The 13,324-nt window shown below is 51.5% G+C and carries 17 protein-coding genes and 3 pseudogenes; 11 read left to right on the plus strand and 9 right to left on the minus strand.

What is annotated here, in order from left to right; translation table 11 throughout:
• Positions 1-45 precede the first annotated feature (45 nt).
• Both ACLHV8_RS00205 and nepI read left to right on the plus strand, forming a co-directional pair.
• Positions 46-498: a DUF1198 domain-containing protein gene (locus tag ACLHV8_RS00205; RefSeq protein WP_028017809.1), complete on the plus strand. Its 453-nt coding sequence runs from the start codon at positions 46-48 to the stop codon at positions 496-498.
• 102 nt (positions 499-600) lie between these two features.
• Positions 601-1,791, plus strand: coding sequence for a purine ribonucleoside efflux pump NepI (nepI, locus tag ACLHV8_RS00210; protein ID WP_028017813.1), 1,191 nt, complete (start codon positions 601-603; stop codon positions 1,789-1,791).
• Positions 1,792-1,827: 36 nt separating this feature from the next.
• On the opposite strand, the gene ACLHV8_RS00215 is transcribed toward nepI, so the two are convergent.
• The 4 genes and pseudogenes from ACLHV8_RS00215 to ACLHV8_RS00230 all read right to left on the minus strand — a co-directional run bounded on the left by ACLHV8_RS00215 (position 1,828) and on the right by ACLHV8_RS00230 (position 4,321).
• The gene (locus tag ACLHV8_RS00215) at positions 1,828-2,733 is read right to left on the minus strand and encodes a DMT family transporter (RefSeq protein WP_028017814.1); all 906 of its coding nucleotides are present in this window, start codon (positions 2,731-2,733) and stop codon (positions 1,828-1,830) included.
• Positions 2,734-2,842: 109 nt separating this feature from the next.
• A complete protein-coding gene (locus ACLHV8_RS00220) occupies positions 2,843-3,139 on the minus strand; it encodes a YicS family protein (protein ID WP_028017815.1) in 297 nt (98 codons plus the stop codon).
• Positions 3,140-3,194: 55 nt separating this feature from the next.
• Positions 3,195-3,404 (minus strand): annotated as a pseudogene (locus ACLHV8_RS00225) (hypothetical protein); the annotation flags it as partial.
• A complete protein-coding gene (locus tag ACLHV8_RS00230) occupies positions 3,341-4,321 on the minus strand; it encodes an IS5-like element IS5 family transposase (protein WP_032636617.1) in 981 nt (326 codons plus the stop codon). The gene ACLHV8_RS00230 and the pseudogene ACLHV8_RS00225, both read right to left, overlap by 64 nt.
• 115 nt (positions 4,322-4,436) lie before the next feature.
• Between ACLHV8_RS00230 and ACLHV8_RS00235 the strand changes: the two genes are divergently transcribed.
• From ACLHV8_RS00235 to ACLHV8_RS00255, 5 genes are all read left to right on the plus strand, one after another.
• The gene (locus tag ACLHV8_RS00235) at positions 4,437-4,667 is read left to right on the plus strand and encodes a hypothetical protein (RefSeq protein WP_410376728.1); all 231 of its coding nucleotides are present in this window, start codon (positions 4,437-4,439) and stop codon (positions 4,665-4,667) included.
• On the plus strand, positions 4,664-5,056 hold the full coding sequence (locus ACLHV8_RS00240; protein ID WP_410376729.1) for a DUF596 domain-containing protein: 393 nt from the start codon (positions 4,664-4,666) through the stop codon (positions 5,054-5,056). Before ACLHV8_RS00235 ends, ACLHV8_RS00240 begins: the two co-directional genes overlap by 4 nt.
• A gap of 145 nt (positions 5,057-5,201) precedes the next feature.
• Positions 5,202-5,411: a hypothetical protein gene (locus ACLHV8_RS00245; RefSeq protein ID WP_410376730.1), complete on the plus strand. Its 210-nt coding sequence runs from the start codon at positions 5,202-5,204 to the stop codon at positions 5,409-5,411.
• Between the two features lie 35 nt (positions 5,412-5,446).
• The gene (locus tag ACLHV8_RS00250; RefSeq protein ID WP_410377036.1) at positions 5,447-5,521 is read left to right on the plus strand and encodes a hypothetical protein; all 75 of its coding nucleotides are present in this window, start codon (positions 5,447-5,449) and stop codon (positions 5,519-5,521) included.
• Complete coding sequence (locus ACLHV8_RS00255; protein ID WP_410376731.1) at positions 5,511-5,933, plus strand: Imm63 family immunity protein; 423 nt, start codon at positions 5,511-5,513, stop codon at positions 5,931-5,933. The genes ACLHV8_RS00250 and ACLHV8_RS00255 overlap by 11 nt, the downstream gene beginning before the upstream one ends.
• A 243-nt stretch (positions 5,934-6,176) precedes the next feature.
• On the opposite strand, the pseudogene ACLHV8_RS00260 reads toward ACLHV8_RS00255, so the two are convergent.
• Positions 6,177-6,396: pseudogene (locus ACLHV8_RS00260) on the minus strand (AAA family ATPase); the annotation flags it as partial.
• Here ACLHV8_RS00260 and ACLHV8_RS00265 point away from each other — a divergent pair.
• The 3 genes and pseudogenes from ACLHV8_RS00265 to ACLHV8_RS00275 form a co-directional block, all read left to right on the plus strand.
• A pseudogene (locus ACLHV8_RS00265) lies at positions 6,395-7,291 on the plus strand (VENN motif pre-toxin domain-containing protein); the annotation flags it as partial. The pseudogenes ACLHV8_RS00260 and ACLHV8_RS00265 overlap by 2 nt on opposite strands.
• A 443-nt stretch (positions 7,292-7,734) precedes the next feature.
• Complete coding sequence (locus ACLHV8_RS00270) at positions 7,735-8,361, plus strand: SMI1/KNR4 family protein (RefSeq protein WP_208595320.1); 627 nt, start codon at positions 7,735-7,737, stop codon at positions 8,359-8,361.
• 517 nt (positions 8,362-8,878) lie between these two features.
• Positions 8,879-9,109, plus strand: coding sequence for a hypothetical protein (locus ACLHV8_RS00275; RefSeq protein WP_208595321.1), 231 nt, complete (start codon positions 8,879-8,881; stop codon positions 9,107-9,109).
• Positions 9,110-9,149: 40 nt separating this feature from the next.
• On the opposite strand, the gene ACLHV8_RS00280 is transcribed toward ACLHV8_RS00275, so the two are convergent.
• The 4 genes from ACLHV8_RS00280 to ACLHV8_RS00295 all read right to left on the minus strand — a co-directional run bounded on the left by ACLHV8_RS00280 (position 9,150) and on the right by ACLHV8_RS00295 (position 12,680).
• Positions 9,150-10,238, minus strand: a complete 1,089-nt coding sequence (locus tag ACLHV8_RS00280; protein WP_208595322.1) for an AAA family ATPase — start codon at positions 10,236-10,238, stop codon at positions 9,150-9,152.
• Between the two features lie 145 nt (positions 10,239-10,383).
• Entirely contained in the window at positions 10,384-11,343 is a 960-nt protein-coding gene (locus ACLHV8_RS00285; protein WP_108089309.1) for a YbgA family protein, read from the minus strand.
• A 101-nt stretch (positions 11,344-11,444) separates the two neighbouring features.
• Complete coding sequence (gene uraH, locus ACLHV8_RS00290) at positions 11,445-11,855, minus strand: hydroxyisourate hydrolase (RefSeq protein ID WP_028017825.1); 411 nt, start codon at positions 11,853-11,855, stop codon at positions 11,445-11,447.
• A 99-nt stretch (positions 11,856-11,954) separates the two neighbouring features.
• Positions 11,955-12,680, minus strand: coding sequence for a MerR family transcriptional regulator (locus tag ACLHV8_RS00295; protein WP_028017826.1), 726 nt, complete (start codon positions 12,678-12,680; stop codon positions 11,955-11,957).
• 117 nt (positions 12,681-12,797) lie between these two features.
• Here ACLHV8_RS00295 and ACLHV8_RS00300 point away from each other — a divergent pair, with 117 nt between their 5' ends.
• Positions 12,798-13,322 (plus strand): lipocalin family protein, encoded by a 525-nt coding sequence (locus tag ACLHV8_RS00300; RefSeq protein ID WP_028017827.1) that lies wholly within the window; start codon positions 12,798-12,800, stop codon positions 13,320-13,322.
• Positions 13,323-13,324 lie beyond the last annotated feature (2 nt).

Below are 13,324 nucleotides of genomic sequence, written 5' to 3' on the forward strand. Positions count from 1 at the left end.
CCGTGTGTTTCCCGCTATGATGAGCGGCTATTCTAAGGAGAACGCATGGTCTGGATAATGCTGGCAACGCTTGCTGTGGTGTTTGTGGTCGGATTTCGGATCCTGACCTCGGATTCCCGACGCGCCATCAAACGCTTAAGCGAACGTCTGGGGATCACCCCGATGCCCGTTGAGTCGATGATCGACCAGTTTGGCAAAACGCCGGGGAATGAGTTTATTCGTTATCTTGAGCGCCCGGACGAGGCGCACCTGCAAAACGCGGCACAAGTGTTGCTGATCTGGCAGGTCTGCATCGTCGATGGTAGCGAAGAGAACCTGCACACCTGGCACCGCATGCTGCGTAAAGCCCGCCTGGCTGCGCCAATCACCGATGCGCAAGTCCGACTCGCGCTCGGCTTTATGCGCGAGATCGAGCCCGATCTGCAGGAACTTAATGCCTTCCAGCTACGCTACAACCAACTTTTCTTGCCGGAAGAGGGCGTGTTTTACCTACACTGATCCCCTGTAATAACGACAAAAGTTGTCAAATCGTTAAATTCGTCACACTTTTGATGATAAACTGCGCGACTTTTCCGCACGTTTTTATCTTCAGGTGACGCCATGACAGAACATATCCAGCCCACGACCAGACCGCAGACCAAAGAGGTTTCACGCCCGAACTGGTCGGCGGTTTTCTCCGTGGCATTCTGCGTCGCCTGCCTGATTACCGTTGAGTTTTTACCGGTCAGCCTGCTGACGCCCATGGCGCAGGATCTGGGCATTTCCGAAGGTGTGGCGGGACAGTCTGTTACCGTAACTGCCTTTGTGGCGATGTTCGCCAGCCTGTTTATCACCCAGGTGATTGGTACCATTGACCGCCGCAAAGTGGTTATTCTGTTTAGCGTGCTGCTAACGCTCTCCTGCCTGCTGGTTTCTTTTGCCAATAACTTTACCCTGCTGTTGCTTGGACGCGCCTGCCTGGGATTAGGGCTGGGCGGTTTCTGGGCGATGTCAGCATCCCTCACTATGCGCCTGGTGCCCGCGCGCACGGTGCCAAAAGCGTTGTCCGTTATCTTCGGTGCGGTCTCTATCGCGCTGGTGATCGCCGCGCCGCTGGGCAGTTTCCTTGGTGGGATTATCGGCTGGCGAAACGTGTTTAATGCGGCGGCGGTAATGGGTTTTCTGTGCATTATCTGGGTGTGGAAAGCACTGCCGTCTCTGCCCGGTGAAGCCGCGCATCACAAACAGAACATGTTCAGCCTGCTGAAGCGCCCGGGTGTGCTGGCGGGGATGACTGCTATCTTTATGTCTTTCGCCGGGCAGTTTGCCTTCTTCACCTACATCCGCCCGGTGTTTATGACCATGGCGGGATTTGACGTGGATGGCCTGACGCTGGTGCTGTTGAGTTTCGGTATCGCCAGTTTTGTGGGCACCTCACTCTCGTCCCAGTTCCTGAAACGCTCCCTGAAAGTGGCGCTGGCGGGCGCACCGCTGGTGCTGGCTATCAGTGCCACGGTACTGGTGCTGTGGGGTAGCGATAAATGGGTGGCGTCGGCGATTGCCATTATCTGGGGCTTTGCCTTTGCGCTGGTGCCGGTGGGCTGGTCAACGTGGATCACCCGCTCACTGGCCGATCAGGCGGAAAAAGCCGGTTCCATTCAGGTGGCGGTGATCCAGCTGGCGAACACCTGCGGTGCTGCCATCGGCGGTGTTGCGCTCGACCATCTGGGGTTGACGTCACCGCTGGTGATTTCCGGTACGCTGATGCTGCTGACGGCGCTGCTGGTGGCGGGTAAGGTTAAAGCGAAGTAGTGGTTTTCTCCCTCTCCCGTGGGAGAGGGAATCTGGCTACGCCGATGTCTGAACCCGTCTTCTCGAATCCATCGAAATCAGCACTACCGACGACACAATCAGCAGCGTACCCAGCCAGTCCGGCAGGGTGAACGCCACGCCCAGCAGGATAACCGACAATAGCGCGCTGCTCAGCGGCTCGGCGCAGCTCAGAATGCTCGCCTTTGGCCCGCCAATCATCTGCGCACCTTTCAGGTACAGGCTGAACGTCAGCGCCGTACCGATCACCACCAGGTAGAAGAACGCCAGCAGCAGGCTGCCATCAATGACAAACGTTGTCCCGCGCCCGGCGTAGAACGGAGTCAGCATTACCCCGGCAATCAACATACTCCAGCCAACAATCGGCAGCGTGCCGTAGCGGGCGATCAGCGTTGACGGGTAAGTGGTATAAAACGCGGCGGCAAAGGCGGAAGCGATCCCGAAGAACAGCGCCGCAGGCGAAATAGAGAGTGAGGTCGGGTCGCCATGCGTCACCAGCAGGAACGTGCCGACAAGCGACGTCATTATCGCGGATAAGACAAAAACACCAGGGCGCTTTTTCCGCGCCAGCGCAAACCACGCCACGATGATGGTCGGCGACAGGAATTGCAGCACGGTGGCGGTTGCTGCGTTGGATTTTTCAATCGTCAGCAGGAAAGTAAGCTGCACGGTGAGCGCGCCAACCAGCGAGAAAATCAGCAGGCTGAGGGCATCTTTTCGATTTTTGATGACCGAGAAAATCTTGTCGCCGTGAACAAAGGAAAGCGTAAGCAGGATCACGCCGGTAAACAGCAGGCGAACCATGGTCAGATAAGGCGAAGAAATATGGCTTTTCTCCATGATGTACTGCGCGCAAACTCCTGAGCTTCCCCATAAAACGGCGGCGATCAGGACGTTTAGCATCCCTTTACGTGTGGAACCCATGTTCTCCCCTGTTATGTTGGTTTTTTCCCAGCATAACATGGGTCGATTGCCTGTGGCGTGCAGCCTGGAGCCCTAAACCAGACTCGTCATGGGAAACGTAGCGGCGTACTTAATAATCTTCCATACAATCCACCTGACCAATCGCTGCCCAGTAGGCGTCCAGATTGTCGCGCTTCACGGCGGTAATGGCGTTTTTGATCAGGAGTTGATTGGCCTCGGATGACAAAATCATCTCCTGCCAGGCTTTATCGCTCTGCTTTTTCTGTGGCGTACAGGTTTTCTTAATATCTTTAAGGACCTGCTGCTTTATTTGTGCCTCTTTCGCCGGGTCGTCCTTTTCCTGTGCATGGACAAACGCGGCGAAGAGCAGACAAACCAGCAGGCAGACCAGGTGCGCAGCTTTCATCAAAACCCCCTTTAGAAGTCACATGCTTCCTATGAAATATATCGTTACATTCAGGGAAGGTGCGAATAAGCAGGTCATTTCTTCCCAAGCTGACTCGCTGATTAAAATTTCGCGGATCTGGGCCGATTTTTTTCCCGCAAACACATCGAATCAGCCTATTTAGGCTATTTTTTCCACCATTTCTGGCGTTATTTCAGGTTTTTACTGAGATCTCTCCCTCTGACGTATCATTTGGTCCACTCGAAACAGGTTGGCCAGGGTGAATAACATCGCCAGTTGGTTATCGTTTTTCAGCAGCCCCTTGTATCTGGCTTTCACGAAGCCGAACTGCCGCTTGATGATGCGAAACGGGTGCTCCACCCTGGCACGGATGCTGGCTTTCATGTATTCGATGTTGATGGCCGTTTTGTTCTTGCGCGGATGCTGCTTCAAGGTTTTTACCCTGCCGGGACGCTCGGCGATCAGCCAGTCCACATCCACCTCGGCCAGCTCCTCGCGCTGTGGCGCTCCTTGGTAGCCGGCATCGGCTGAGACAAATTGCTCCTCTCCATGAAGCAGATTACCCAGCTGATTGAGGTCATGCTCGTTGGCCGCGGTGGTGACTAGGCTGTGGGTCAGGCCACTCTTGGCATCGACACCAATGTGGGCCTTCATGCCAAAGTGCCACTGATTGCCTTTCTTGGTCTGATGCATCTCCGGATCGCGTTGCTGCTCTTTGTTCTTGGTAGAGCTGGGTGCCTCAATGATGGTGGCATCCACCAAAGTGCCTTGGGTCATCATGACGCCTGCTTCGGCCAGCCAGCGATTGATGGTCTTGAACAATTGACGGGCCAGTTGATGCTGCTCGAGCAGGTGGCGGAAATTCATGATGGTGGTGCGATCCGGCAGGGCGCTATCCAGGGATAATCGGGCAAACAGGCGCATGGAGGCGATTTCGTACAGAGCATCTTCCATCGCGCCATCGCTCAGGTTGTACCAATGCTGCATGCAGTGAATGCGTAGCATGGTTTCCAGCGGATAAGGTCGCCGGCCATTACCAGCCTTGGGGTAAAACGGCTCGATGACTTCCACCATGTTTTGCCATGGCAGAATCTGCTCCATGCGGGACAAGAAAATCTCTTTTCTGGTCTGACGGCGCTTACTGCTGAATTCACTGTCGGCGAAGGTAAGTTGATGACTCATGATGAACCCTGTTCCATGGCTCCAGATGACAAACATGATCTCATATCAGGGACTTGTTCGCACCTTCCCTAAGTTTAGGTGCGCCTGTATTTAAGGGGCCACTGATGCTGATGTCATGACTTACTTTAAGCAGCTTACAGGATCAGAAAATATGCCATCGGTTAAGGTTGTTCCCGGAAAAGGTAATGTGTACTCAGTAAAAATTACAGAAGGACCGTCTTCTGGTAGTACTGTAACATTGAGAGATTTTTCAACATCAGCGCAACAGACTGGTGCTAAATGGACTATAGATTTGATGACTCCATCGATAAATGGCGGAAGAAGAGTGGAGGTTAAATTTAAATGATGAAAGATATTAGTGAAATATGTTCATTGGTTATTAAAAGTTCTTATGGCCTATCAATGGGGGCTATATGGCAACATATCAGTGTTGAGTGCGCTGACCTTTCTGATAATTACTCCTTCAGAAAGAAAATATTTTTTTGTATATTGACTAGACTATTAAATGAGAAAAAAATCAAATTAGCGGTGAATGGTGTTTTTTTATCGGGTACTGTTGAGCAACAAGTACAGATAGTACAAGCAGCTTGGCCACCATATCCATGTGAAGATGAAGATGAAGATGAAGATGAAGATGAAGATGATGATTTAGATGAGTATGGCATGTGGTTTTTGGTTAAAGCCCCTGCCGGAGTTGTATGGTTATCACCCGATGGTAAAGAGTTATGGACCTAAAATAATGTGTCTATCCCGCCCACAGTTGGCAGGATTTTTTTGCCCGCCAGAGCCAGCGCACCATTTTTAGCTACGGAGTTATTGTCATCACCAATCCACCCAAGCATCACCTCATTTCTTTGCAAACTGAGGGACAGGGTATGTTTTGTTGACCCGCCACGTTGTGGCCGTTGAGAATAATGCGCTCAGTGATATTGCGCAGGCACAGTCTGAAGGTAAGACGCTGGAGCAAAAAGACGAAGAGCACGTAAAAGCCGAAAACGAATGCTATAAGAAGGAAAGCTGTGCCGGAATGAGCGCTGAAGCCTGTTCGGTGCATATGTATACGGAACGGCGTGAAGCGTTGAAAGAATAGCTCCTGCTTATGGTGAGCCGGGTGGCGGCATTCAAATTTTACCAAATATGCAAGAACGGGTTAATGTTGATTGGCTTTTAAAGAATGGTTATATAAAAGATGTCAAATGATATGTTGTGTTCTATTAGCGAGCTTCGAGAAAAGATCTATGAATTGGGCTTTAAAATAGGTCTGCCTAAACAAAGTTTATATGTTTTCGATTCATCACCAGGAGATGGCCGACCTCATGTGTCCTTTGATAAGAATAAATATAATTATATTTATGAGGAGAGAGGGGTTGGATTTGAAAGAAAGTCAACTGATAACCTGAGTGAACTCCTTTATTGGATAATGTCTGGTGTTATCTACAAAATGGCTTTTCAGTATGAACTTGAACACCGCATTGAACATGTAGATGGGCGACGTATCGCTTTTCCCAGAGTAGTTCAACTGATGAGTAAGCTAAATCCATCATGGGCTTTAAGAGCACAGGAAGAAATAAACGAAATTTTAGCTAGAAATCCTTATAGCGACATTGGGTGACGATAGTCATCTGGCTGGTGTTAAAGCAGATCGCTTCCAGCCAGTTGCTTTTCAGCGTGCTCTGTAAAGCAGTTATCAACCGGACAGGAAATGTTTTGTCATTACCGTCATGCCAACGGTATGACAAAACCACCCGGTCAGAGCGATGCCCCGCCCCCCGCGTTAAAATAAAAACCCCCGGTGCGGGCCGAGGGTGGTGTTCATTACTCGGCGAACTCACCGTGCTCGATGGCACCCAGGTTAGCGGCTTGCCTCAGCGATTAAGCTCGTCAGCGCGGGCAGCATCTGCGGGTGCAGGCTGTTTTTCGGTTCGTTCAACGCGATAAATGCCGGTGGACGTGGGCTTAAGAGCGCCACCGCCAGGTACAGAAAGCGCAGGGTGCCGTCGAAGAACTCCGCCGGTGTTGTCTCTGTAAAACGCGCAGCCGGGGAAGGCGTGGTCAAGGATACGTATCAGCTTTAGCGGCAGCGGCCATGCTGAAGGGACGACGCAGTCAGCGGTAGCCGATGGTGCTATCATTGTTCGCGACCAGGCTAACCAGAAGCAGGACGTCAGCACGCTCAGCCGTGACACTGACCATGCCAACGGCAGCATCGGCCCGATCTTTAACAAAGAGAAAGAGCAGAAACGCCTGCAAACCGCGCAGATGATTGGCGATATCGGCAATCAGGTTGCGGATATTGCGCGCACCAACGGCAAGATTGCGGCCACGGAAGCGGCCAACGAGAAGATGAAAACCGCTGGCGGCGATGCGCGTAACGCCGCCATCAGTCAGCTGAAAAAAGACGGTAAAGAGATTACCGAGCAGGCGATTCATGACCAGATGTACCAGACCTTCTATAACGAAGCGTTTAACCAGTCTGGTATGGGTTCGGGGCAGAGCACCCAGCGGGCCATCACGGCAGCAACGGCAGCGGTTCAGGCGCTGGCAGGTGGAGACATTAAAGCCGCGATTGCGGGCGCTTCCGCGCCGTATATTGCCAATGCCATCGCGAATGCCATTCCGGATACGGACCTTAAGGGACGTGTGCTGGCCCATGCGGTCGTCAACGCCGCGCTTGCAGCGGCTTCCGGCAGAGATGCGGCGTCCGCTGCAGCGGGTGCGGCGGTGGGTGAGCTTGTCGGTAAAATTGCGGTAGACAAGCTGGCCGGTAAGATTGCGGTTGATGGTTTTGGCAAACCGGTCAGCGAACTGAGCGAGGAAGATAAACAGACGGTATCAGCGCTGGCGACACTGGCCTCTGGTCTGGCTGGCGGGCTTGTCGGAGACAGCAGCGCGAACGCGGTAGCAGCGGCTCAGGCGGGCAAGACGACGGTTGAGAATAACACGCTGAGTCCTGGCCATGATGAAGAGAAAATTGAGAAAGAACACGGCAATTTCCCATTAAAAGTTTATCCAATTAATCCTCTGAAAATGGGGGTGGTAGATGATGATGGTATCGTCCAGGGGGCCGGAGGTAAGGTAATAATTATTAATGAATCGAAGTACCCCGAATCTGCTAAGCATATTGAAGATGCTCAGGCTGCAGGGCAGCCAGCTATTTTAACTATTGATCGTGGCGGTGCAGCTCAGAGACGGCGGGAGTCATTAAAGGATACACCCCCAGTGAAAGGTATGGATAGAGATGAATATCCGCCGGCAATGTTTAAAGAAGGTGGCACCGGCGCTTCGGTTAGGCCCATCACACCTTCTGATAATCGTGGTGCTGGTGCTTGTATTGGTGCACAATGCCGAAATTTACCAGATGGTACATCTGTAACTATAAAGACAGATGGGGATATTAAGAAATGAGTACTTTTATGAAAAAATTACTATCTATTAGTGGTGATGAATTATCATCAAATCAATCGGTTAAGGATTGCTCTGTATTGTTCAACTCACCAATCGCAGCTCAATTAGATGAGTTGTTGAGGGAAAAAAATGGGTTTTATGGTTTTGAGTCAGCATTACACGTTTTCCCTTATGAAACGACAGATAAAGAGATAGGGTTGCTGGACTGGAATGAAAAGGAGTTATGGATTTCCGCTTATGAAGATATGGCTTTAGATGCATTGTATTTTGCAGAGGATATCTTTGGTGGACAATTTTGTTTAAAAGATGATGGTGTTTATTATTTCGATCCAGAAACGGCAAATGTAGATAAATTAGCTAATACCATAAATGAGTGGATTAAGTTAATTCTATCAGATTATAGGGTTATAACTGGTTATCCTTTGGCACATTCATGGCAATTGATTAATGGTCCCATTCCTCCAGGATGTCGTTTAGTACCAAAAATCCCATTTATAGCAGGCGGATTATATGAACTTAGCAATCTATACATGTGTACCTCACATGAATCATTGAAAATAAGAGCAAATATTGCATTGCAGGTTCGAGATATTCCTGATGGTAGCAATATCCAGATAATTATTAGCGATGAATAACTATCTGTTACACAAAGGAATTTTGTAACCCAGCGAGTGAAAAGATAAAGTTGTGTAGGCAGCAGAAGCCACTCAATCAAATTTTTCCGGAAATTTCGCTAAGCTTGTTAGATGGATATCAAGTCCAACTGTACGAAATTATTTGCTAAGTGCAATTTTTAATGAGCTATAATTAATAATATTAATATAAAAGGTGCTTTTGCAAAAACCGTTAGGTTGTTGTAAAGTGTGGTCTACTTATTTTATTGATGTTTGATTTTTCCTCTCGAGTTTTGATTGTAGTTAAATTAATTATCAGTCATGTGGTTTTTATGGTTGGAGATTAAACGGATGCCAGTACAAATGTTATTGCTTCAATCGTGGCAATCGTGGCAATCGTGGCAATCGTGGCAATCGTCAGGTAGTCGAGATAGACAATATTCAATGTAAGCGCTGAGAAGAGGTCTATACGTATCTCGACGTACGGCAAATGGTGAGTACTAAATATTACGAAAGGAATGGTGGACGATTATTCAAAATGATGATTAATCCGCGACTAAAACTTTTCTTATTACTGGTATTACTCTGGATGTCAGGTCTCTTTATCACTATGGCTGCAGGCCGTCTGCTAATTGCAGATGCCTCGTATCTCTTCCTTAATGATTTTGATTTCAAGTGGAGCGACTTGATTACTGCGCTCAAAATCTCTGTAGGCGCAGGGTTCATCATTGGAGGGGGGCAGTCCCTGCAGGTGAAAGAGAAAAAATGAAAATTTCATTTTACTGGACTTCAAAGGAAGAGAATGCGGCTTACCCCAGCCTCTCCACCCTAGTCTCCCCCTCCACCATCGACAGCTGATACAGCGAAAACGATCGCTGCTTCTCAATTAACGTCGCCAGCTCCGGCGAGTGGCTGGTGAGCCAGATCTGCGAGTAGCGGCTGGCTTCGGCGATTAAGCTCGCCAGGGCTGGCAGCATCTGCGGGTGCAGGCTGTTTTCCGGTTCGTTCAACGCGATAAACGCTGGCGGTCGCGGGCTTAATAGCGCCACCGCCAGGCACAGGAAACGCAGGGTGCCGTCGGAAAACTCCGCCGGTTCCAGCGGCCTGCTCAGACCTTCCCGCTGCATCATCATGCGGAAACGTCCGCCGGTGTTGTCGCTGTAAAATACGCAGCCAGGAAATGCCTGGTCGAGAATGCGCATCAGCAGCAATTCGTCGCCAATCTCGACAATGGTCTGAAACGCTGCGGCCAGATTTGAGCCATCGCTGGCGAGCACCGGGGAGCGGAAACCGACCTGCGGAGCCCGCATCGCCGAGCCGGATGAGACGGAAAACTCATGATAAAAGCGCCAGTTACGCAGGGACTCGCGCATCTGCGAAACCTCCGGGTAAAGATGCGGTTCGCCGAGCTGTCCGAATACCGATTCGTTCTCGTACAGCGTGCCGCTGTGGGTCACTTTCTCGTGATGCACGTTGTTCAGAAACACTGCCTGGTTCTTACGCTTCATCAGCTGTGACGAAGGACGACGGTGCTGGCCGCTCAGCCAGATGGACTCTTCTTTGATCACCGGATCGAGCTGAAACTGCGAGGGATAGGGCAGCTTCTCCACAAACCCGACCTGCAGCTCGTATTCGTAGGTCTCTGTTTCCACCGCCAGATTCATCCGCCGCAGCTGGTCGCTGCGGGTTTTGCCTGCCCAGAATACTTTCAAAATTCCACCTTCATTCGCCAGCGCCTGGGAAAACTGCCCCTGCGCGGCGCTGTGCATCAGGTGTATCGCCTTGTAGATATTCGATTTTCCGGTGCCGTTCGGCCCGAAGACGATATTGAGCTGCTCCAGCTCCAGCGACATGTCGCGGATGGATCGGTAGTTTTGAATGTGCAGGGTGTTGATCACAGGCAGGCCCCTTTCGCAGAATAAGCCTGTATATAATCACAGCCTTTGAGATGAAATGCAAAAAAGAGACGACAGTGAGGATGTCGTCTAAACGGGGTACTGCTTTGGGCCTCTAAGGGTCAATGGGGCCTTCGCATTTTTATGATCACTTGACTGCCAGACGCAGACCCAAATCATCAGGATAGGGATCAAAGTAGTTTTGCGTCATCAGATACCGGTCGGGGTATTCGGCCAGGTAATGCTTCAGCAGCGTTATCGGGGCGAGAATAGGCAACTGTCCGTTGCGATAGTGCAGGATTACGTCGCGCAGCTCGCCTCGCTGGCGGGTGTTCAGCTGGTTACGAAAATACCCCTGAATATGCATCAGCACGTTGGTGTGATTCTTACGCGAAGCGGGTTTTTTCAGGATGGTCATCAGCTTTTCCCGGTACGCCACGAAGAAGGCGTCCAGGTCTTCCCACTCGTGCAGCGAGGCAACGAACGGGCCGATTTCACGGTAACCCGCCTGATGGTGCGCCAGCAGCTGGAGTTTGTAACGGCTGTGGAAGTCCAGCAGCGCGCGGCGCGTGAGGCCATTTCTACGCAGCGTGTTCAGTTCGTGCAGGGCAAAAACACGTTCGACAAAGTTTTCCCGCAGAACCGGGTCGTGCAGCCGTCCATCCTCTTCCACGGGCAGCCACGGCCAGGTTTCAAGGAGCGCGGCGGTGAACAGCCCGACGCCCTCCTTGCGGCCCCGGTTGCCGTTTTCGTCATACAGCCGCACGCGTTCCATGCCGCAGCTTGGGGATTTTGCACAGACAATGAACCCCGCCAGATCGCCGATTTTCGACAGATAATCTGTCGTAAAGTCAGCCATTTTCTGCGTGAGATTGTCATGAGGTGGCTTGCTGAAGCGCAGCTGCGTTTCACAGCTTTCTGTCAGCGTTAAACGAATGGCAGGGCGTGGCGTAGGCAGCCCAATCGCCATTTCAGGGCAGACCGGCTTGAAGCTTACCCACTGGGCCAGTTCGTCCATGACAAAACCCATACGTTTATGCCCGCCGTCAAAGCGAACGGCGGAACCGGTCAAACATCCGCTAATACCCAGCACAGGTTTTTTTGTCATGGTGTGGTCCTCCCATTCTCCCTTTAAAACTTACACAACATGCGTAATTTGTCCAAGTATTAGCGTAAGTATTTTTTATATTCCTTTAAAATCAATGAATATTAACTTCCCTTGTAGGTCGAGTAACCGTACTGGCTCAGCAGGAGTGGGATGTGCAGTTTTTCGTTGGTGCGGGTCACGGTAAACAGCACCGGGATCTCCGGGAAGAAGGAGTCCAGCTTTTTGCCGTGGAAGTAATCTGCGGTTTTGAAGGTCACTTTATACACGCCAGGCTGCATATCCTGATCCTGCGGATAAAGCGATTTGATACGTCCGTCGTGGTCGGTTTTACCGCTGGCAACCTGGGTCCATTTGTCCTGCTGCTGTTTTTCCAGCGTGACGGTAACGTCGGATGGCGGCATCCCGGTTTGCTGGTCAAGAACGTGTACACTCAGCGTGCCGACAGGGGCACTAAATACAGCCGGAGCAAAGGCCAGGGTGGTCAGCATCAGCAAAGGGGCGGTTTTTTTCATGGTGTTTTCCTGTTGGGTTATTCGTCACAGGAAAACGTTAGCATCTGCGGTGCGAAAAAATATTCAACTTTTCGTGAAGATTCCCACAGGAGAAAATCGTCAGAGGATAATCACTTCAAGCGATACCTGCTGCTGCCACTGCTCCACCTGCTTTTTCCGTGCAGCGGTGAGTTTACCGCTGGTGACCAGAAGCCATTTACGATCCGGGAATATTTCCGGTGCCAGCGCGGCAGGAGGCGAGGGCAGAATGTCGATCCGGTGACCTTGCCCGGTGCGCGTTAAGGCTTCGAGCCAGATCTCGCACGGGTCATTCAGATGCCAGCCACTGAGCAGAATATTATCGCCAGGCGCTTTTTTATCTCCCTCGAGACAAAACGAGGTGTAGGCGATGATGATGCCATCGAGGATTTCACGCAGGGTCATGGCAGCAGCGACGTTAGCGGAGACCTGACTACGCAAGGGGCGCAGTACGTTCGCGACCAGCTCTGGCCGAGGGTATTCGCGTCCGGCATCGTAAATCATCTGGCGCAGGGACTCGACTTTACCGTCCTGCAGGCGTTGCAGCATGTTCTGTTGCAGGGTTTGCCAGTTATTGGTCCGACCCGGTGTCGGGCGTTCCAGCAGGGGTTTGACCTGGCCAATCGGGACCCCTTTTTTTACCCAGTCGAGGATTTTTAGCGCCTGCTGGACGTCTTCATCGCTGTACTGGCGGTGACCGCCATCCGTGCGCTGCGGCTTGAGTAAACCATAGCGACGCTGCCACGCCCGCAGCGTGGTGGCGGTGATGCCGCTGAGTCTGGCGAATTCGCCGATGGAGTAAGCCATGCCCGTGTCCAGAGTGGAGGAATATTCTCAATATACTACGAATTTTCCCGGACGGGATGAAGCGTCGAAACGGTGCACTACAATTAACGTCCAACCATGCAAATGAAAGGAGTTCTCATGAAGGTATGGCCTGTTGTGACCGGTGTCGCCATCGCTCTGACACTGGTCGCCTGTAAATCTCCTACGCCGCCGAAAGGCGTACAGCCCATTTCAGGCTTTGATGCCAGCCGCTATCTCGGCAAATGGTACGAAATCGCTCGCCTGGAAAACCGCTTTGAACGCGGGCTGGAGCAGGTGACTGCCACCTACGGCAAACGCAGTGACGACGGCATTAGCGTGCTAAACCGGGGTTATGACCCGGTGAAGAAGACGTGGAATGAGAGCGAAGGCAAAGCGTATTTTACCGGTGAACCGACCACGGCGGCGCTGAAGGTGTCGTTCTTCGGCCCGTTCTACGGCGGCTATAACGTGATCAAGCTGGACGATAAGTACCAGTACGCGCTGGTGAGCGGCCCGAACCGCGATTACCTGTGGATTTTGTCGCGTACCCCGACAATCCCGGATGCCGTGAAACAGGATTACCTGAATACCGCGCGCGGTTTGGGTTTTCGTGTTGATCAACTGGTGTGGGTGAAGCAGTGAAG

The organism is Enterobacter sp. CPE_E863, from assembly GCF_046521465.1.
Lineage (GTDB): Bacteria > Pseudomonadota > Gammaproteobacteria > Enterobacterales > Enterobacteriaceae > Enterobacter > Enterobacter adelaidei.

Bases quoted from the DNA above. Each gene is read 5' to 3' on its own strand.
- ACLHV8_RS00205 (WP_028017809.1), top strand. From the start codon at position 46: ATGGTCTGGATAATGCTGGCAACGCTTGCTGTGGTGTTTGTGGTCGGA.
- nepI (WP_028017813.1), top strand. From the start codon at position 601: ATGACAGAACATATCCAGCCCACGACCAGACCGCAGACCAAAGAGGTT.
- ACLHV8_RS00215 (WP_028017814.1), bottom strand. From the start codon at position 2,733: ATGGGTTCCACACGTAAAGGGATGCTAAACGTCCTGATCGCCGCCGTT.
- ACLHV8_RS00220 (WP_028017815.1), bottom strand. From the start codon at position 3,139: ATGAAAGCTGCGCACCTGGTCTGCCTGCTGGTTTGTCTGCTCTTCGCC.
- ACLHV8_RS00230 (WP_032636617.1), bottom strand. From the start codon at position 4,321: ATGAGTCATCAACTTACCTTCGCCGACAGTGAATTCAGCAGTAAGCGC.
- ACLHV8_RS00235 (WP_410376728.1), top strand. From the start codon at position 4,437: ATGACTTACTTTAAGCAGCTTACAGGATCAGAAAATATGCCATCGGTT.
- ACLHV8_RS00240 (WP_410376729.1), top strand. From the start codon at position 4,664: ATGATGAAAGATATTAGTGAAATATGTTCATTGGTTATTAAAAGTTCT.
- ACLHV8_RS00255 (WP_410376731.1), top strand. From the start codon at position 5,511: ATGTCAAATGATATGTTGTGTTCTATTAGCGAGCTTCGAGAAAAGATC.
- ACLHV8_RS00270 (WP_208595320.1), top strand. From the start codon at position 7,735: ATGAAAAAATTACTATCTATTAGTGGTGATGAATTATCATCAAATCAA.
- ACLHV8_RS00275 (WP_208595321.1), top strand. From the start codon at position 8,879: ATGATGATTAATCCGCGACTAAAACTTTTCTTATTACTGGTATTACTC.
- ACLHV8_RS00285 (WP_108089309.1), bottom strand. From the start codon at position 11,343: ATGACAAAAAAACCTGTGCTGGGTATTAGCGGATGTTTGACCGGTTCC.
- uraH (WP_028017825.1), bottom strand. From the start codon at position 11,855: ATGAAAAAAACCGCCCCTTTGCTGATGCTGACCACCCTGGCCTTTGCT.
- ACLHV8_RS00295 (WP_028017826.1), bottom strand. From the start codon at position 12,680: ATGGCTTACTCCATCGGCGAATTCGCCAGACTCAGCGGCATCACCGCC.
- ACLHV8_RS00300 (WP_028017827.1), top strand. From the start codon at position 12,798: ATGAAGGTATGGCCTGTTGTGACCGGTGTCGCCATCGCTCTGACACTG.